The organism is Rhizobium sp. Root1204 (assembly GCF_001424965.1).
GTDB lineage: Bacteria > Pseudomonadota > Alphaproteobacteria > Rhizobiales > Rhizobiaceae > Pararhizobium.
The window spans coordinates 524,591-542,674 of record NZ_LMCZ01000001.1; the positions used below are offsets into that span (position 1 = coordinate 524,591).

Genomic DNA, 18,084 nt, shown 5'->3' on the forward strand with positions numbered 1-18,084 from the left:
GCTCAAAACGCATGAATAGTCGAAAGGTTCCGGGGCGCCTGCAAATATCTTTCAAAGCCGCATCAGTGGCCGTGATGGGTGCATTGGGCGTGATCAGCGAGCACCTCGATCACCCGGCATTGATCGACACGGCCGTGGCCGCATCCCTCGACCATCATTTCCAGCTCAGCCTTCAGCGCCATCAGGCTGCGAATGCGTTGCTCGACTTCGATCAACCGGGCCTTGGCGATCGCATCAGCGGACGCGCAGGATTGCAGCGGATTATCCTGCAGACTGAGCAGCGCGCGGATCGCCTCCACTTCGAAACCCAGCTCACGAGCATGGCGGATGAAGGTCAGGCGATTGAGATCGGATTGTTCATAGGAGCGCTGATTTCCGTCGCTGCGGCTTGGCTCCCGCAACAGGCCAATGCCCTCGTAATAACGGATGGTGGGAACCTTGACGCCACTTTTTCGCGCAGCCTCGCCAATCGTGATCTTTTTCATGATTTTCCCTCTTGCACCTCTAGTCACTAGAGGATGTAGGAAAGATGCCAGAGTTTGACAAGAACGTTCACAGGAAGCGGACAATGGCAGAGGCAACACAGACACGATACCGGGTGGAGGGCATGGATTGCGCCTCCTGCGCGGCCAAGATCGACACCGCAGTCCGGCGCATGCCGGGCGTTTCGGATGTCTCGGTTTCGGTGACGGCAGGCACCATGACCGTGAAGCATGACGCGGTCAGCGACCTCACAGCCATTGCCAAGAAGGTCTCAGGTCTGGGCTACTCGGTCTCGCAGATCGCCGGCAAAACCACGCCGGTTGCCGAGGCAAAGCAAGCCTGCTGCGGCCACGATCATGGCGATCACAGCCATGCCGGTCACGATCATTCCAAGCATGGCGACCACGACGGCCATGATCATGCGGAACACGATCACAGCGGACACGACCATGCCAGCCATGCGGGGCACGACCATTCGAAGCCCGCAGCCAAGGACACGATGGAAGGCCTGCACGGGCATGACCATGGCCCGTCAACCGGCCCCTGGTGGGCCAGCAAGAAAGGCAAGCTGACGATCTTTTCAGGCGCCGCTTTGGTGAGCGCCTATGCTGTCGGCCATCTGGTGCCGTCGATCGCATCCTATGCTTTTATCGTTGCCATGCTGATCGGCCTCATCCCGATTGCCCGGCGCGCCATCATGGCCGCGATGGCCGGAACGCCATTTTCGATCGAAATGCTGATGACGATTGCGGCGATCGGTGCCGTCATCATCGATGCCGGCGAGGAGGCTGCAGCCGTGGTCTTCCTGTTCCTCGTCGGTGAGCTTCTCGAAGGCGTTGCCGCCGGGAAAGCGCGTCAAAGCATCCAGTCGCTGGCGGCATTGGTGCCGAAGGAGGCATTGCTCGAGGAAAACGGCCAGACACGGTCTGTTCCGGCCGAAAGCCTTGCCGTCGGCGCCACCATTCTGGTGCGCCCCGGCGACCGCATCTCTGCGGATGGTGTGATCCTGTCCGGCGAAAGCGCGATCGACGAGGCACCGGTGACTGGCGAAAGCACGCCGGTGCGCAAGGGCGTCGATGAAAAGGTGTTTGCCGGGACGATCAACGGCGATGCGGCATTGCGCGTTCGTGTCACGGCGACGGCTGCCGACAATACCATCGCCCGCGTCGTCAAGCTGGTCGAAGAGGCGCAGGAATCCAAGGCGCCGACTGAACGCTTCATCGACCGGTTCTCGCGTTACTACACGCCCGGTGTGGTGGTCGTTGCAGCGCTCGTTGCGGTCATCCCGCCGCTGTTCATGGGCGGCGCATGGGGTGAATGGGTCTACAAGGGTCTTGCCATCCTGCTGATCGGTTGCCCTTGCGCCCTGGTGATCTCGACGCCCGCCGCCATCGCCGCCTCGCTTTCCGCCGGTGCCCGCCGCGGCCTGCTGCTCAAGGGCGGCGCCGTGTTGGAGACCCTGGGGACGATCAATGCCGTGGCGCTGGACAAGACCGGCACGCTCACGGAAGGCAAACCGAAGGTCACGGACATCCTCGCCTTCGGCCATTCGGAACCGGACGTGCTGACCTTTGCCGCGGCTCTTGAGACCGGCTCCAGCCATCCTCTGGCCAAGGCAATCCTCGACCGGGCCGCGGCCGACAAGGTTGCCATTCCGGCGGTGTCCGATGCCAAGGCACTGGGCGGCAAGGGGGTGACGGCAACGGTCAACGGCAAGGCCGTCTTCCTCGGCTCGCCACAGGCAGCCGGCGACCGCATTGCGCTGTCGGCTGAGCAGACGGCACAGATCACTGCACTCAACGACGAGGGCAAGACCGTCTCGGTGCTGATCATCGGCGAGACGCTGGCCGGTGCGATCGCCATGCGCGACGAGCCACGCGCAGACGCCAAATCCGGGCTCAAGGCTCTGACGGATGCGGGCGTAAAAATCGTCATGCTAACCGGTGACAACAAGCGCACGGCCACCGCAATCGGCAAGCAGCTCGGCATCGAGGTGCGCGCTGAACTGATGCCGGAAGACAAGCAGCGGATCGTTGGCGAACTCAAGCAGCAGGGGTTTGTCGTCGCGAAGGTCGGGGACGGGATCAACGATGCACCGGCGCTGGCGGCGGCAGATATCGGCATCGCCATGGGCGGCGGCACCGACGTGGCGCTCGAAACCGCCGATGCCGCGGTGCTGCACGGCAGAGTCGGGGACGTTGCGCAGATGATCGACCTGTCGAAACGCACGATGGGCAATATCCGCCAGAACATCACCATTGCGCTTGGCCTGAAAGCCGTGTTCCTGGTGACCACCATCGCCGGTATTACCGGGCTCTGGCCGGCGATCCTGGCCGATACCGGCGCCACCGTGCTGGTGACAATCAACGCGCTCAGGCTGCTCGCGCCGGTACGCAGCGCTTGATAGTCAAAGACCGGCGGCAGCGATGCCGCCGGTTTCTCAATCCCGCTTCGAAACCATCTCCTTCAGCCGCTCGATATCACCAGACGCCAGCCCTTGAGGATCGGTGACAGCCACCCAGGCATCGATGTAGTGCTCCGGAGCATAGACATGCCCGTAGCCCATCGGCGATGTGGTCGCCATCGCCATATCGAGCGCCAGTTGCAGCATGGTGACGATCGGATACCAGGCAAGATAGGGCGAGACATCGGGGCCACGCGGCTGCTTCATCCAGTCCGGTTCCCGGTAGAAGGAATGCGGATCGAAGAAAGTCACCGGATCGCTCGCATATTGCAGATAGACGATCCGCATCGGCCCCCATTTGGCGCCCGGAATATCCAGCGCATTCTTCTGGGCCGTGAAGCGGATGACGGAACTGTCGCGGAAGCGTGGCAGCCAAGCCGGAGACCCCGGCTCGCGGCCTGCGGTCACCGATTTCCAGCCGGCGGTTTCGAAGGGTGGACCGCTCCACAGCGCGCCCTGAAAGGGATCGCCGATCACATCGAAGAGATCGGCCGAACGCTCGGAATTCATGGCACCGAGGCTGAGGCCATGCAGATAGAGTTTGGGTCGCTTGTCCTTCGGAAGTGTCGTCCAGTAGCCATAGACCGCCTTGAACAGCGCCTCGCCTGCCTCGGCGCCATAGCTTGGCTCGACCAGCAGTGACAGCCAGCTGGTCAGGTAGGAATATTGCAGAGCGACACTCGCCACATCGCCGCGCTGCAGATATTCGACCGTATCCATGGCTGCCGGATCGACCCAGCCGGTGCCGGTCGGCACGACGACGATCAGCGTCGCGCGCTCGAAGGCGCCGGTCCGCTTGAGCTCGGCAAGCGCCAGCGCCGCCCTTTCCTTGGCGGTTTTCGCTGCATTCAGGCCGACATAGACACGGATCGGCTCCAATGCCGGTTGGTGCAGGAAGGCGCTGATCTTATCAGCCGTCGGACCGGAGGCGACGAATTCGCGGCCACGAAAACCCAGATCATGCCACGGAACGAGCGACGCGGCACTGCCGGTTTTCAAGGGATTCGCTGGCGGCGCCAGATCACTGTCGATCAGGGCATCCAGTTCGCGAAACGAGGAGTCGGCAAGCCGCAAACCGGCTTTAAGCAGCAAGCCATCGGCGATCGACCAGAACAGGGCGGCGGCCAGAAGGATGCCGAACAGCCGGGCGATGGGCTTGGGGGTCACATGCTCGAACCTACGCGAGAGAAAGGCGAACGTCATCCGGAACAGGCGAGCGAGTGCAATCAGGACGATGAAAACGAAAAGGGCGATCAGCGCGAGTTTGACCGGTTCGGCAGTCTCCACTGGATCGAGCCCCATCAGGCTGCGCACGGAGTTTTGCCAGCGGGCAGCCTGCCAGAGAAATGCGATCGCTATTCCGGCGCACCCGGCAATTGCCAAAACCTTGGCAACACGATCGATCTTTGGCGGCAAGGCAGGAAGCTCCAGATAGAGCCAGAGCCAACGTCCAAACACGCCGAGGCCATATCCGGCCGCCAGCGAACAACCGGACAGCACGCCCTGCAGCACATACGGCCGAGGAATGAGGCTCGGCGTCAGCGACACCGCAAAGAAGAGGATGCCAATCAGCAAACCCGGTAGCGACAGTGATGCCCATACACGCAACAGATAGTTTTGCATCTCACCCCTCTGGCTGGATCAGCCGCAGTCAACGCGTGCGGGCTTATCCCTGCTGCATTTCCCGCCAGAAATCATAGATATCGGCCTCTCCCTCAGGCCGCACCGGAAGATAGGAAAACGTCATCTGCTGATCCGCAAACGGTTTGCGCAGATCGGCATAGAGCGGTGCCGAAGTCAGGCCGTAGGGTGCACCGTCTTCATTCGAATAGGCGTAGAAAATGTCGGTGATGCCGGCCAGCCGCATGGCGGCAAGGCACATCGGGCATGGATGGCCGCTGGCATAGACGGAAGCCCCCTTGAGAGTGGCCGAGCCGCGCTTCATGGCCGCCGCACGCACCGCCACCAGCTCGGCATGGGCCGTCGGATCGTGCGTTTCCATCACGCCGTTGACACCGGTCGCCAACACCTCTCCATCGAGGACCAGCACGGCACCAAACGGCCGTCCACCCTTGCGAACATTATCGCGGGCAAGCGCGATGGCCTGGGTCATGAAGCGATCTGCGTCCGGCATGGTTTCCTCCTTCAGCCTTTGCACCAATGGAAACGATCAGGCGCACGGCGTCAACCGCTGGCAGATGGAACGCTGATCAGGTGGAGGCCAGTGCTACGGCAGGCTGCAGGCGCGAGGCGTTGTAGGCCGGCAGGTAGCCGAAGATCAGCCCAGTGAGGAAGGCGCTGCCGAAGGCGAGAATGACCGGGCCGGGAGCGAAGCTGACGGCAATGCCGAAAGCCTGAGCCACAGCACCGATGCTCAGCCCCAACCCAACGCCAATCAGACCACCGAGCGCCGAAACCACCAGCGCTTCGACAATGAACTGGGTGAGGATGTCGCGGCCCCTCGCCCCCGTCGCCATGCGGATGCCGATTTCGCGGGTACGCTCTGTGACGGAGACCAGCATGATGTTCATGACGCCGATGCCGCCGACGAGCAGTGAGATGGCAGCGATGGAGCCGAGGAAAACCTTGAGAATGTTAGACGTTTCTGTGAACGTCTCGCGGATTGCGGCCATGTTGATGATCTGCGTGTCCTGGCGCTTGTGGCGTTCGTCCAGCAGCGCCTGGATCTGGTCCTGCGTGACATTGATGGCGCTGCCGTCCTTCACCTGCACGGTGATGGAGCGGACATTCCTTGCCCCGAACAGGCGCAGGTTGCCGGTCGATAACGGCACCAGAACCGTATCGTCCTGGTCGTTGCCACCAGCACTGGCCCCCTTCTTCGACATCACGCCAATCACCTGGAAGGGGATGTTCTTGATGAGAATGTACTGCCCGATCGGATCGGCGCCATCGGGAAACAACGCATCGGCGACAGTCCGGCCCAACACCGCGACGGTGGCATAGGCGTCCATGTCCGTCTTTTCGAGGAATGCTCCATCCTCGACGGTCCAGGATTTGGCCTTTGGGAATTGCGGCACCGTGCCGTTGACCGTCGTCTGGGTATCGAGATTGCCGGCCCTGACCGTCAAGGTGCTCGACATTTCCGGCACCGCGAAGCTGATATTGGGCAGTTCCAGAATGGCATCGGCATCCGACGGGATCAGCGAGACGATGCTGCCCCCTTCCCCGCCACGGAAATTCGACATGTTGGGCCGCACGACCAGGAGATCAGACCCCATGGCGGCGATGCGGCTCAGAACCGAGTCCTGCGCGCCCGTGCCGATCGCCAGCATCGCGACAACGGAACTGACGCCGATGACGATACCCAGCAGAGTGAGGATGGTGCGAAACAGATTGGCCCTGAGCGCCCTAAACGACATGCGCACGGCTTCTGCCACATCAGTGACGATGGCGGCTTTTCCGGCCTTTCGGGCCGTAAGCTGTGGCTTGGCGCGACCGATGCGGCGGACATTGCCGGGAATACGGTCTGCGACGATCAGGCCGTCGCTGATCTCGATGACGCGATCGGCGGATTCGGCGAGTTCGGGCGCGTGCGTAATGATGATGACGGTGTGACCGTCCTCGTTCATCTGCCGCAGCGTCGCCATCACTTCCTTGCCACTCTGGCTGTCGAGCGCGCCAGTCGGCTCGTCTGCGAGAATGATCTGTCCGCCGTTCATCAGCGCACGGGCAATCGACACCCGCTGCTGCTGGCCGCCGGACAGCTGATTGGGCAGATGATCGAGCCGGTCTCCGAGACGCAGCGAACGTAGCAGCATGCTGGCCCGTTCCTCCCGCTCCCGCGACGGCATGCCGGCATAGATGGCGGGGATTTCGACATTTTCCTGCGCGGTTGCGGTCGGCACCAGATTATAGCTCTGGAAGACGAAACCGAACAGCTGGCGACGCCTCGCCGCCAGCTCGTCGGCGTTCAAATCCGAAACATCCTCGCCTTCGAGCAGATATTCGCCACCGGTCGGCGTATCGAGACAGCCGAGAATGTTCATCAGCGTCGACTTGCCCGAACCGGACGCGCCGACGATAGCGACGAATTCGCCCGGCTGGATATCGAGTGAGACGCCGCGCAGCACCTCGACGGCCACGTCGCCATTGACGAAGGTCTTGCGGATGTCCTTGAGCGAAATAAGCGGAGCCATCGGGTGTGCTCTTAGAACATTGGCGGCATGCCACGCCGCGAATTGCCACGGCCCGACGATGCAGACCTGTCACCGGAACCCGCGCCGACGACGATCATATCGCCTTCACCAAGGCCCTGCTTGATTTCAACGCGCACGCGATTGCGGATTCCGGTCTCCACCTTGCGGGTTTCATGGGCGCCGGAAGCCGTGACGACAGTGACTTCCCCGGACGTGCGGTCCTTGCCGAAATGGACGGCGGCGGCCGGTACAGTCAGCACATCCTTCGCCGATGACTCGACGAAAAAGACCTGTGCCGTCATGTTCATCATCAGCGTGCCATCCGGATTGGGCACGTCGAACAGGGCGTAATAGAGCACGACATTGTTTTCGGTGGCAGGCGTTGGCTTGATCTGGCGCAGAGTGCCCGGATAACGCTGGCCGGGCTGTCCAAGCAGGGTGAAATAGGCGTTCATCCCCACTTTGAGCTTGCCGACATCGGCTTCGGACACCTCAGCTTCGACCGTCATGGTCGAGAGATCACCAATGGTGACGATGGTCGGCGCGGTCTGGTTGGAATTGAGCGTCTGACCTTCCTTGGCCGACGTATTGATGATCGTTCCGGTCAAAGGCGCATAGATTTTGGTATAGCCCAGGCTGATGCGGGCATCCTTGAGCGTTGCCTGCTGCTTGCGGACCTGGGCTTTCAGCGCATCGACATTGGCCTCGGCTGTCGCCAGGGCCGCGACCGCCTCATCGAGCGCCGACTGGGCGGCGCTGTTGCCTGCAACGAGGGCGCGCTGGCGCGTCAGCGTGGCGCTGGCCAGCACCACCTGTGCCGATTTGTCGATCATCTGGGCCTCAAGATTGGCAAGCTCGGCCTCCGCAATCTCGATCTGCGTTTCGATGGAGGCGCTATCGATCTCGGCGATCAACTGGCCTTCCTTGACACTGTCGCCAATCTCGACCTTGAGGCTCTTCAGCTGACCGGAAACCTGGGCACCGACATCAACATCCTTGATGGGACTCAAGAGACCGGATGCGGTGACGCTGTTTTCGATATCGCCGCGCACAGGCACTTCGGTCACGACGGCGTCTGCCGCTTCCTGCTTGCCGTAGACCGACCAGCCATACCAGCCTGCAGCGCCGAGAAGGAGGACGGGAAGGACCAGCCAGCGTTTGCGTGTGCGCCGGCGCTTGCTGCGGGCCGGCATCGGCTGGGCAGCGGCGGCCTCCTGTTCTTCAAGCGCAGGGGCAATTTTCCGGGTGGCATCCGCCATTCACATCTCTTTCGAATTCAATCGGGCGTTGGGTCGTCACTTTTCGCGACTGCTAGATTGAAACTACGCCATAATGAAGTCCAACGACATGAAATCTCTGTAATCTTTCCCGTTTTTCGTTTCGCAATGTTTCCGCAGCACCGGCAGCGCGACGGAATTTTCGCACGAAAAACCGGCGGGGTGAACCGCCGGTTTTGTCAAAGACGATATATCTGCAGGACGGCCGGCTCAGTCGCAGACCCGGATGCGCTTGACGATCAGGTTGCCGTAATAATCGTACTTGCGGACCTTCTTGATCCAGCAATTGGGTTCATAATAGGTCTTCTTGTAGGAGTGGCGTCTCTGGGGCTGGCTGTAACCGCCACCATAATAACCATCATTGTAGCTGCCCCCATAGTAACCGCCCGCCTGCGATGGTGCCGCGAAGGACACGGCTGAGACCGTGGCAACGATGGAAGCGATGATCAGGTTACGCATGGTGGTCTTTCCTCCGGGCTGGATGAGCCAGCCTCATCCTTGAGAGAGACAATCCCACAATGAAAACAACGCGACAGTTCCCGATGGAACAGGGTTGGCGCGCCAATGGGTTAGCCCCCGCGCTCACGAACGCATAAACTTTGTAGAGCTGCAAATAGACCCTTGGCGGCGCTAGAAAAGCTTCCAGGCGATCGCAATGAGCGCGGCCGCAATCACCCAGAGCGCCACGCGGCCTGACCGGCTGTGGCGCGCCTCGGAACGACCGATGGCTTCGGCGGTCTCTGCGTCGAAACGCAGCCCGTTTTCGGCCATGGATGTCAGATCGCGCGAAAACTTTTCCGTCTTGGCGGCGATCTCAGGCGCTGCTTCGGCAAGGCGTAAAGCCGCGTGCAACCCCTCCTTGACGTCTCCTAGAATACGCTTGGGGCCGAGATTGTCGCGGATCCAGGCGCCGACCACCGGCTCGGACGCTTTCCACATATTGAAGCGCGGATTGAGCGTACGGGCGACACCCTCAACGACAACCATGGTCTTTTGCAGCATCACCAGCTCGGGCCGCGTCTCCATGTCGAACAGATGGGTGACTTCGAACAACAGTGTCAGCAGCTTGGCCATGGAAATGGTTTCGGCCGGCTGGCCGTGGATCGGCTCGCCGATAGCGCGGATCGCCTGCGCAAAACTGGCGACATCGTGGTGAGACGGCACGTAACCCGCCTCGAAATGCACGTCGGCGACGCGGCGGTAATCGCGAGTGATGAAGCCATAGAGAATTTCGGCGAGGAAGCGGCGCTCCTTCTTGCCGAGTCGGCCGACAATACCAAAATCGACAGCGACGATCATGCCCTGCGGATCGACGAACAGGTTGCCCTGGTGCATGTCGGCATGGAAGAAGCCATCGCGCAGCGTGTGGCGCAGGAAGGACTGGATCAGCGTATCGGCGAGCGCATCAAGATCGTGGCCGGCTTGGCGCAGCCCTTCGACATCAGACATCTTGGTGCCGTCGATCCACTCCATCGTCACGACGTCGCGGCCGGTGCGTTCCCAATCGACCTTCGGTACCCGGAAGCCCGGATCATCGGCGGCGTTTTCACCGAGTTCCGACAGAGCCGCTGCTTCAAGCCGCAAATCCATCTCGATCTTGGTGGTCTGCTCCAGCGTCTTCGTCACCTCGACTGGCCGCAGCCGGCGGGTATGCGGCAGGAAGCGCTCCTGCAGGCCGGCAACGAGAAACATCGCTTCTAGGTCATGGGCAAACCGTTGGCGCACGCCAGGGCGGATGACCTTGACCGCGACCTTCCGTTCGACGCCATCCTTCAGCACTGTGGCCGGATGAACCTGCGCAATCGAGGCGGCGGCGATCGGATCGCCAAATTGGGTATAGAGTTCGGCAACCGGGCGGCCGAGTGAGGCCTCAATGGCGGCACGCGCTTCCTCCACCGGAAACGTCGCCATGCGATCCTGCAGGAAGGACAGGTCTTCAGCAAATTCGGCACCGACGACATCAGGACGGGTGGCAAGGAACTGGCCGATCTTCACATAGGATGGACCAAGGCGTTCGATCGCCCGGGCCAGCCGGTCGCTGCGATCCTCCTGTCTGGCGCGACGCCGTGCGAAGAGGCCTGCGAAGGACTGTGCGGCCTTTGGCAAGGCCGGCATGTCTTCCGACGGAAGCGCCGACACGACGCCTTCGCGCACCAGAACCCAGCCGATCCGGACAAGGCGAAGATAAGCTCCAGGCGCGCTCATAACGGCTTGCCGCCGCGCCGGGGCAGCCCCTCAGAGCGCTTCACGAGAATGGATATCATGCGTCAGATCTTCCAGCCGGAATGCAGCGCGGCAATGCCGGCGGTGTAATTGGTGTAGGTGACACGCGAAAAGCCGGCCTTGGTGATCATGGCGGCGAAATCACTCTGGTTGGGAAACTTGCGGATCGATTCCACCAGATACTGATAGGGCTCGGCCTCGCCGGTGATCATCTGACCGAATTTCGGGATGGCGTTAAACGACCAGGCGTCATAGACCTTGTCGAGCAACGGCATTTCCACTTCGGAAAACTCCAGAACCAGCAGGCGGCCGCCACGCTTCAGGACACGGTGGGCTTCGGTCAGCGCCACATCGATGCGCGGCACGTTGCGGATGCCGAAGGCGATCGTATACGCGTCGAAGGAATTGGCTTCGAACGGCAGTTCCTCGGCATTGGCCTCGACGAAGGTGAGATTGGGCGACAGGCCCTTCTTTTCAGCACGTTCAGCACCAACGGCCAGCATCGAGCCATTGATATCGAGGACAGTCGCATGCGCCTTGCGGTCCGAGGCTTCCACGATCCGGAAGGCGATGTCGCCGGTGCCACCGGCAACGTCGAGAACCTTGTAATTTTCGGAGCGGCTGGGATTGAGCGAAGCGATCATCGCGTCCTTCCAGGCCCTGTGCAGGCCCATGGACATGACGTCGTTCATGATATCATAGCGCTTGGCAACCTTGTGGAAGACGTCGTTGACGAGCGCCTGTTTCTCGCCCTGGCCAACCTGGCGAAACCCGTAGGAGGTTTCCATGCCGCCATCGGCAGAGGTGCGCTCACCAGTCATCAAGGTTTACTCCATTCAATCGCTGTTGTGCCGACCATAGCGAATTCGCTTCATCCACGCTATCTCTGCGGCAGATTGCGGCCTGCGGCATTCGCGCCCGTGGAGCCTGCTATAGGATATGTGCGCTGCGAATGGAATTGCCAAATGATCCCGGTCTATTGGCAGATGATGAGGAAACGTGAATGCCGGAACTTCCCGAGGTGGAAACAGTCAGGCGGGGCCTGACGCCCGCAATGGAAGGTGCGCTTCTGGTCAGGGCCGAACTGCGCCGGCCGGATCTGCGCTTTCCTTTCCCTGCCGATTTTGCAACGCTCGTCTCAGGAAGGCGCATCCTGTCGCTCGGACGGCGGGCGAAATACCTTCTGATTGATCTTGAAGACGGCAACGTGATCATCGCCCATCTCGGCATGTCCGGCTCCTTCAGGGTGGAAGACGGTGCAGCGCCTGAGACACCCGGCGATTTCCATCATCCGCGCGGCAAAAGCGAAAAACACGATCATGTCGTATTTCATCTGGAAGGCACCAACGGCCCTGCCCGCGTCATCTATAACGACCCGCGCCGCTTCGGCTTCATGGACCTGGCCCGGCGCGACGTTTTAAGCAGCCACGCGTTCTTCCGCGAACTTGGCGAAGAGCCGACCGGCAACGTGCTCGATGCCGCCTATCTGGCCGCCCGCTTTGCCGGCAAGGCTCAGCCGCTGAAATCGGCGCTGCTCGACCAGAAGAACATTGCCGGCCTTGGCAATATCTACGTCTGCGAGGCCTTGTGGCGCTCGGGCCTATCACCGCTACGGGCCGCCGGCACGCTGGTGGACGCCAAGGGCAAGCCAAAGGCAACGCTTGTGTTGCTGACCGAGGCGATCCGGGCGGTCATTGCCGATGCCATTGCCGCTGGCGGGTCGTCACTGCGCGACCATATCCAGACGGATGGGACGCTCGGCTATTTCCAGCATTCGTTCTCGGTCTACGATCGCGAAGGCGCGCCTTGCCGGACGCCAGGATGCGGCGGGACGGTCGCGCGCGTCGTTCAGGCGGGACGGTCGACCTTCTATTGCCCGAAATGCCAGAAATAGTGCGGCTGGCGAAGGCCACGCCTCCGCGGCGTTTTCGAAAATATCGCGTTGACGGGAGGCCTGTTTAAGGCTATATGCCGCCCACAGTTTGGAAAGCCGCTCCAAGGTTTTCCGATATTGCTCCCTACTTGCTTGGACGACAGGTCGCAGTGACCCGGCACGGCGGTAGAGAGTTTTTGTCAGATTTCGAAGAGAGACACCAAATGGCCAATACAACTTCGGCGAAAAAAGCGACCCGCAAGATCGCCCGCCGCACGGAAGTCAACAAGTCCCGCCGTTCGCGCGTTCGCGGCTTCATCCGCAAGGTCGAAGAAGCCATCGCTTCCGGCGACCAGGTTCTCGCTCAGGCTGCCCTGAAGGCAGCCCAGCCGGAACTGATGCGCGCCGCCACCAAGGGCGTGCTGCATGCCAACACGGCATCGCGCAAAGTTTCGCGTCTTGCGAACCGCGTAAAGTCGCTTTCGGCTTAAGCCGGCTTATTAAAATATCGTCAATGCATTAGCCCGGTCCATGACCGGGCTTTTCAGATTCAAACTTCCGGCACACTGATGGTTAATCCTTGTGCAACTTATTATGTCACCGCAATGACAGAAATTTTTAAATAAAATCAGATGCTTGCGGGAGGACATTCAGACTCACCCGCCTCTCGCGGGGGCATCTCGGGGCTCTAAACGAGTCAAGAAATTTTTTATTTTTTTTGTTTTTCGCCAGCTAAGTTCCAGTCCGAAATTCAAAGCCCTTGATTCAAAAGCGATTCTCTTCCGCCGGGCTATCGTCCATGCAGGACACGCTATGAGAGTCAACGCCCGGTCCTTCCCAAGTGTTAAAAATCGCGATTGATCTTGTCACACGATCCTGCCTAAATGCCTCCACAGAAGGCGCAGGACATACCTGTGGACAAGATGAGAAGGCAGCCTTTCAACAGGCGGCGCAATTTCACTTAAGCCTTTTGTAACGGGGTGGTTCCACAACGTTCCATCAATCAGCATAGAGCGTTTTCAGCTGGGCATCTGCTTGCTCAGAACGACATTCTGCGACTTCCGGTTGCAGGCGGTTGAGAGTACCCGATACGCCGTACGATACGCATCGCAGCTTTTGCTGCGCGGTGAGGAGACGGCGGCCGATATGCGGATGAGGACGCATTATCAGCAAACTGGCCTGTCCTTCTTTTAACGAGGGTCGGGAAGGCTGGTCAGACATTGGCGGACCCGGAAAGGACACGAGGCCTGACCGGACGCTTGGAATACACTGTGCAAGCGGGACATCCGTTTGGTTCTGCCAAATGGATTTTGCACGAAACCGGACCACGAGAGGAGGATGAGGATTCCTCTCATGGTACGGGGAGCGTTTGAATTGGGCGGCATGCCTTTGAAAAAGGGCCGCACGAGACAGACATAAAGGCTGACGCCGGCAGCAATGGCGGCGTCGCGGAATGATATTGGAAGGCGGCAATATGCTTGGTAATTCGGTAACGGCGGCGATCGTATTTGAGAACGGGGAGAATTCACGCCAGATTTCGGTAAAACAATCCGACGGAACGACGGGGGAAAAGGGCGACATGATGCAGAGCGCACTTTTCGAACGGGTGAGTGCGCGTTTGAAGGCCCAGGTCGGCCCTGATGTTTTTGCCAGCTGGTTCGGCCGGTTGAAGTTGCAATCCGTTTCCAAGAGTGTCGTGCGGCTGTCCGTTCCAACGACCTTCCTGAAGTCCTGGATCAACAACCGTTATCTTGACCTGATCACCACCATTTTTCAGCAGGAAGACGCTGAAATCCTGAAGGTAGAGATCGTGGTGCGCAGCGCAACACGCAGCACCCGGCCCGGCCTCCACGAGGATGCCCCCCAGGCAAGCCAGAGCGATGCGGTAGCACCCGCCTCTTCGCGCCGTTCTGCACCGCAGACGCTCGGCCAGCATGCGGCCGCTACGGTCGGCAATCTGCAGAAGCCGCAGCCCGTCGCAGGTCCCCTGTTCGGCTCGCCGCTGGACTCACGCTACACATTCGAAAGCTTCGTCGAGGGTTCCTCGAACCGCGTCGCTCTTGCCGCCGCCAAGACGATCGCCGAAGCCGGCGCCGGTGCCGTGCGCTTCAACCCGCTGTTCATTCATTCGACGGTCGGCCTCGGCAAGACCCATCTTCTGCAGGCAATCGCCACCGCTGCGATCCAGAGCGCCCGCGCTCCGCGCGTCGTCTACTTGACAGCCGAATATTTCATGTGGCGTTTCGCAACAGCCATTCGCGACAATGATGCGCTGTCGCTCAAGGAAACCCTGCGCAACATCGATCTCCTGGTCATCGACGACATGCAGTTCCTGCAGGGCAAGTCGATCCAGCATGAATTCTGCCATCTTCTCAACATGCTGCTCGATAGCGCCAAGCAGGTCGTCGTTGCTGCCGACCGTGCGCCGTGGGAGCTGGAATCGCTCGATCCGCGCGTCCGCTCGCGCCTACAGGGCGGTGTTGCGATCGAGATGGAAGGCCCGGACTATGAGATGCGTCTCGAAATCCTCAAGCGCCGCCTCGAAGTCGCCCGCCTGGACGACCCGTCGCTCGACATTCCTGCCAATATTCTCGGCCATGTCGCCCGCAATATCACCGCCAGCGGCCGTGAACTGGAAGGCGCGTTCAACCAACTGCTCTTCCGGCTTTCTTTTGAGCCACATCTGTCGATCGAACGTGTCGATGAATTGCTCGGCCATCTCGTCAATGCCGGCGAGCCGCGCCGCGTGCGCATCGAGGACATCCAGCGCGTTGTTGCCAAGCACTACAACGTGTCGCGCCAGGAACTGGTGTCCAACCGCCGCACCCGCGTCATCGTCAAGCCGCGCCAGATCGCCATGTATCTGGCAAAGACGCTGACCCCCCGCTCCTTTCCGGAAATCGGCCGCCGTTTTGGCGGGCGCGATCACACCACGGTCTTGCATGCAGTCCGTAAGATCGAGGACCTGATCACCGGCGATACCAAGCTGTCGCATGAGATCGAGCTGTTGAAGCGGCTGATCAACGAATAGGACCGAGATCCTTCGGCTTTGTTGGAGGCATGCCCCTGTTCGCATGGACAGGGGCATGTTTTTTCAAGAGGACCGGCTATTTCTTCCCATTGGCGATCAGATGATACAGCGCCCGGATGGCTTGTGCCTCGCCACCCAGCGGCGAATGCGGACGCTCGGCCGGTGTCCAGCCGAAGATGTCGAAATGCGCCCAGCTCTTGGCATTGGTCACAAAGCGCTTGAGAAAAAGAGCCGCGGTAATCGAACCGGCCATACCACCCGATGGGGCGTTGGTAAGGTCGGCGATACGAGCCGAGATATCCTTCTCATAGCCCTTGTAGAGCGGCATGCGCCACATGGGATCATCAACCGTCAGACTCGATTCCGTCAGGTCGTGGGCCAGATCCTCGTCGTCGGTGTAGAACGGCGGCAGATCGGGACCAAGCGCGACGCGGGCAGCACCCGTCAGCGTCGCCATGTCGATCAGCAGGTCGGTGTCTTCTTCGTCTGCGTAGGCCAGCGCATCCGCAAGGATCAACCGGCCCTCTGCATCGGTGTTGTCGATCTGCACCGTCAGGCCCTTGCGGCTGCGGTAGATATCGCCCGGGCGGAACGCATTGGCGGAGATCGAATTCTCGACCACGGGCACAAGCACGCGCAGATCGACCTTCAGCTTGGCATCCATGATCATCAGGGCAAGGCCCATGACATTGGCAGCGCCGCCCATGTCCTTCTTCATCAAAAGCATGGAAGCCGCCGGCTTGATATCGAGACCGCCGGTATCGAAGCAAACGCCCTTGCCGACCAGCGTCACCTTGCGGTGACCTTTCTTACCCCAGCGCATTTCAAGCAGCCGCGGCGCCTCGGCGCTGGCGCGGCCAACCGTGTGGATCAGCGGAAAATTCTGCTTCAGCAGATCGTCGCCTGAAACGACGGAGACCTGGGCCTTGTAGGATTCTCCCAGCGCCCGGAACGCTTCTTCCAGCGCATTTGGCCCCATGTCGTTGGTCGGCATGTTGATCAGATCACGGGCAAGGAAGACGCCTGCGAGCTGCCGCTTGATATCGGCGGCATCGGCATCGGCCGGAATCATCAGGGTCGGTGCTTCCTTACTCGCAGCCTTGTACCGGTCGAAGCTGTACGAGCCTAAACCGTAGCCCAGCGCTAACCGGTTTGCCGTCAATGGCGCGGTCTCGATATGCCATTTTCCAGCCGGTAATGTCCGCGCCAGCTTACCGGTCAGAAACGGCGCTTCCGAAGGATTAGCGCCCAAGCCGAACAATGCACCCCCAAGATGGCCGTCTTCGGAAGGGATCAAGAGCACAGCGCCGGACTCTGCCTTGAAACCAGCCTTGCGGGCCCAGTCGAGCGCGATGGGATCGATGGCGCCGATATCGATATGGGCCGGTGTTACCGCGAAGATCGGCAGGGTTTTGCCGCCGCTGGTATTGAACGGCGACGGACGGTCGATGAATTGATAGGGGGCCATGGAAATCCTTCGGAAGAAGCGGTGCAGAATCACTCGATTAACGCTCTGTTAGGGTTAACAGATTATTGCTGGAGTGAAGATTGCGCCGATATGTTGGGTTTTTTGTCCGGTGCTTGAGAAAATGCTGAGGGGCATTGGCAATGAATTCACACGGACGGACGTCTTTTTCGAGCAGCCGCTTCCTGCGAGGAACTGCGATGGTGATCCTTTCCGTGACGCTGGCCAGTTGCGGCACACAGAAGAAGGAGCTGACGACAGGCTCCATCCCCTCCGCCAATTTCTCCAAACCTGTCCAGTCGATGAACGCCACCGAGCTTTCAGCGGCAGCCGAAAGCATCGGCAAGGCCTATGAGCGGAATCCCAAAGATCGCGCCGCCGGCCTGAACTATGCCAACATGCTGCGCATGACCGGCCGCAACGACCAGGCGCTGGCCGTAATGCAGCAAGTGGCGATCAACTTCCCCACCGACCGCGAGGTCCTTGCCGCCTATGGAAAGTCGCAGGCCGCCGCGGGTCAGCTTGAGCAGGCTCTGAACACGGTTACACGCGCCCAAACCCCCGACCGGCCGGATTGGAAGCTGAAATCAGCCGAAGGCGCGATCCTCGACCAGCTTGGCCGCGCCGGCGAAGCGCGCCAGCGTTACCGGGAGGCGCTCGACATTCAACCGAACGAGCCGACGGTTCTGTCCAATCTCGGCATGTCCTATCTGCTGAACAAGGATTTGAAGACCGCCGAGACCTATCTGAAGTCAGCCGTCAGCCAGCCCGGCGCAGACAGCAGCGTGCGCCAGAATCTGGCGCTCGCCATCGGTCTACAGGGACGCTTCCCAGAAGCCGAACAGATCGCCCGTCAGGAGCTTTCGCCGGACCAGGCCGAGGCCAATGTCAAATATCTGCGTTCGATCATGTCGCAGCAAAACGCCTGGCAGAAACTGGCCAAGGACGACAAGGGCACGAACTGAGCCCTTGCTGTTTTCGAGCAGCCCCCCCGGGCGCGCCGTCATAAACAAGCAATAGAATATAGCCCTCAGGCGGCGATACGTTCCCCGCGCCGAAGGTTGATGGGCTGCGGGCCAGCCGCGCCCTCCGCTCCCATTCGACAGGACAG

Annotated in this window: 14 protein-coding genes; 5 read left to right on the plus strand and 9 right to left on the minus strand. The window is 60.6% G+C overall.

Annotation, left to right across the window (positions count from 1 at the left end; genetic code table 11):
• Nucleotides 1–62 precede the first annotated feature (62 nt).
• Nucleotides 63–485 carry a helix-turn-helix domain-containing protein gene (locus tag ASC96_RS02560; protein WP_060501001.1) on the minus strand — a complete coding sequence of 141 codons (423 nt, stop codon included), beginning with the start codon at nucleotides 483–485 and terminating at the stop codon, nucleotides 63–65.
• Between the two features lie 83 nt (nucleotides 486–568).
• On the opposite strand from ASC96_RS02560, the gene ASC96_RS02565 reads away from it, so the two are divergent.
• Nucleotides 569–2,887: a heavy metal translocating P-type ATPase gene (locus tag ASC96_RS02565; RefSeq protein WP_060501002.1), complete on the plus strand. Its 2,319-nt coding sequence runs from the start codon at nucleotides 569–571 to the stop codon at nucleotides 2,885–2,887.
• A gap of 36 nt (nucleotides 2,888–2,923) precedes the next feature.
• Here the strand turns inward: ASC96_RS02565 and ASC96_RS02570 are convergent, their stop codons facing one another.
• The 7 genes from ASC96_RS02570 to ubiE all read right to left on the minus strand — a co-directional run bounded on the left by ASC96_RS02570 (nucleotide 2,924) and on the right by ubiE (nucleotide 11,425).
• Nucleotides 2,924–4,570 (minus strand): alpha/beta-hydrolase family protein, encoded by a 1,647-nt coding sequence (locus tag ASC96_RS02570; protein ID WP_060501004.1) that lies wholly within the window; start codon nucleotides 4,568–4,570, stop codon nucleotides 2,924–2,926.
• Between the two features lie 43 nt (nucleotides 4,571–4,613).
• Entirely contained in the window at nucleotides 4,614–5,081 is a 468-nt protein-coding gene (locus ASC96_RS02575) for a nucleoside deaminase (protein ID WP_060501007.1), read from the minus strand.
• Between the two features lie 76 nt (nucleotides 5,082–5,157).
• Nucleotides 5,158–7,104: a MacB family efflux pump subunit gene (locus tag ASC96_RS02580; RefSeq protein WP_060501009.1), complete on the minus strand. Its 1,947-nt coding sequence runs from the start codon at nucleotides 7,102–7,104 to the stop codon at nucleotides 5,158–5,160.
• Between the two features lie 11 nt (nucleotides 7,105–7,115).
• On the minus strand, nucleotides 7,116–8,297 hold the full coding sequence (locus tag ASC96_RS02585) for an efflux RND transporter periplasmic adaptor subunit (RefSeq protein ID WP_244481816.1): 1,182 nt from the start codon (nucleotides 8,295–8,297) through the stop codon (nucleotides 7,116–7,118).
• 294 nt (nucleotides 8,298–8,591) lie between these two features.
• The gene (locus tag ASC96_RS02590) at nucleotides 8,592–8,840 is read right to left on the minus strand and encodes a hypothetical protein (RefSeq protein ID WP_060501013.1); all 249 of its coding nucleotides are present in this window, start codon (nucleotides 8,838–8,840) and stop codon (nucleotides 8,592–8,594) included.
• A gap of 171 nt (nucleotides 8,841–9,011) precedes the next feature.
• The gene (ubiB, locus tag ASC96_RS02595) at nucleotides 9,012–10,586 is read right to left on the minus strand and encodes a 2-polyprenylphenol 6-hydroxylase (RefSeq protein ID WP_060501015.1); all 1,575 of its coding nucleotides are present in this window, start codon (nucleotides 10,584–10,586) and stop codon (nucleotides 9,012–9,014) included.
• 62 nt (nucleotides 10,587–10,648) lie between these two features.
• Nucleotides 10,649–11,425, minus strand: a complete 777-nt coding sequence (ubiE, locus tag ASC96_RS02600; protein ID WP_060501017.1) for a bifunctional demethylmenaquinone methyltransferase/2-methoxy-6-polyprenyl-1,4-benzoquinol methylase UbiE — start codon at nucleotides 11,423–11,425, stop codon at nucleotides 10,649–10,651.
• A gap of 182 nt (nucleotides 11,426–11,607) precedes the next feature.
• On the opposite strand from ubiE, the gene mutM reads away from it, so the two are divergent.
• The 3 genes from mutM to dnaA all read left to right on the plus strand — a co-directional run bounded on the left by mutM (nucleotide 11,608) and on the right by dnaA (nucleotide 15,508).
• Nucleotides 11,608–12,498, plus strand: a complete 891-nt coding sequence (gene mutM / locus ASC96_RS02605) for a bifunctional DNA-formamidopyrimidine glycosylase/DNA-(apurinic or apyrimidinic site) lyase (RefSeq protein ID WP_060501019.1) — start codon at nucleotides 11,608–11,610, stop codon at nucleotides 12,496–12,498.
• A 203-nt stretch (nucleotides 12,499–12,701) separates the two neighbouring features.
• Nucleotides 12,702–12,968 (plus strand): 30S ribosomal protein S20, encoded by a 267-nt coding sequence (gene rpsT, locus ASC96_RS02610; RefSeq protein ID WP_037104210.1) that lies wholly within the window; start codon nucleotides 12,702–12,704, stop codon nucleotides 12,966–12,968.
• A 1,088-nt stretch (nucleotides 12,969–14,056) separates the two neighbouring features.
• Entirely contained in the window at nucleotides 14,057–15,508 is a 1,452-nt protein-coding gene (gene dnaA / locus ASC96_RS02615; protein WP_060501429.1) for a chromosomal replication initiator protein DnaA, read from the plus strand.
• A 76-nt stretch (nucleotides 15,509–15,584) separates the two neighbouring features.
• Here the strand turns inward: dnaA and ASC96_RS02620 are convergent, their stop codons facing one another.
• Nucleotides 15,585–16,976: a M17 family metallopeptidase gene (locus ASC96_RS02620; protein WP_060501021.1), complete on the minus strand. Its 1,392-nt coding sequence runs from the start codon at nucleotides 16,974–16,976 to the stop codon at nucleotides 15,585–15,587.
• A 140-nt stretch (nucleotides 16,977–17,116) separates the two neighbouring features.
• On the opposite strand from ASC96_RS02620, the gene ASC96_RS02625 reads away from it, so the two are divergent.
• Nucleotides 17,117–17,938: a tetratricopeptide repeat protein gene (locus tag ASC96_RS02625; RefSeq protein WP_060501023.1), complete on the plus strand. Its 822-nt coding sequence runs from the start codon at nucleotides 17,117–17,119 to the stop codon at nucleotides 17,936–17,938.
• The last annotated feature ends 146 nt before the right edge of the window (nucleotides 17,939–18,084 follow it).

What these genes read in the sequence shown, in the direction of transcription:
- ASC96_RS02570 (WP_060501004.1), bottom strand. Translation starts at nt 4,570, where the DNA reads ATGCAAAACTATCTGTTGCGTGTATGGGCATCACTGTCGCTACCGGGT.
- dnaA (WP_060501429.1), top strand. Translation starts at nt 14,057, where the DNA reads ATGATGCAGAGCGCACTTTTCGAACGGGTGAGTGCGCGTTTGAAGGCC.
- ASC96_RS02620 (WP_060501021.1), bottom strand. Translation starts at nt 16,976, where the DNA reads ATGGCCCCCTATCAATTCATCGACCGTCCGTCGCCGTTCAATACCAGC.
- ubiB (WP_060501015.1), bottom strand. Translation starts at nt 10,586, where the DNA reads ATGAGCGCGCCTGGAGCTTATCTTCGCCTTGTCCGGATCGGCTGGGTT.
- ASC96_RS02580 (WP_060501009.1), bottom strand. Translation starts at nt 7,104, where the DNA reads ATGGCTCCGCTTATTTCGCTCAAGGACATCCGCAAGACCTTCGTCAAT.
- ASC96_RS02565 (WP_060501002.1), top strand. Translation starts at nt 569, where the DNA reads ATGGCAGAGGCAACACAGACACGATACCGGGTGGAGGGCATGGATTGC.
- ASC96_RS02590 (WP_060501013.1), bottom strand. Translation starts at nt 8,840, where the DNA reads ATGCGTAACCTGATCATCGCTTCCATCGTTGCCACGGTCTCAGCCGTG.
- ASC96_RS02625 (WP_060501023.1), top strand. Translation starts at nt 17,117, where the DNA reads ATGAATTCACACGGACGGACGTCTTTTTCGAGCAGCCGCTTCCTGCGA.
- rpsT (WP_037104210.1), top strand. Translation starts at nt 12,702, where the DNA reads ATGGCCAATACAACTTCGGCGAAAAAAGCGACCCGCAAGATCGCCCGC.
- mutM (WP_060501019.1), top strand. Translation starts at nt 11,608, where the DNA reads ATGCCGGAACTTCCCGAGGTGGAAACAGTCAGGCGGGGCCTGACGCCC.
- ASC96_RS02560 (WP_060501001.1), bottom strand. Translation starts at nt 485, where the DNA reads ATGAAAAAGATCACGATTGGCGAGGCTGCGCGAAAAAGTGGCGTCAAG.
- ubiE (WP_060501017.1), bottom strand. Translation starts at nt 11,425, where the DNA reads ATGACTGGTGAGCGCACCTCTGCCGATGGCGGCATGGAAACCTCCTAC.
- ASC96_RS02575 (WP_060501007.1), bottom strand. Translation starts at nt 5,081, where the DNA reads ATGCCGGACGCAGATCGCTTCATGACCCAGGCCATCGCGCTTGCCCGC.
- ASC96_RS02585 (WP_244481816.1), bottom strand. Translation starts at nt 8,297, where the DNA reads ATGCCGGCCCGCAGCAAGCGCCGGCGCACACGCAAACGCTGGCTGGTC.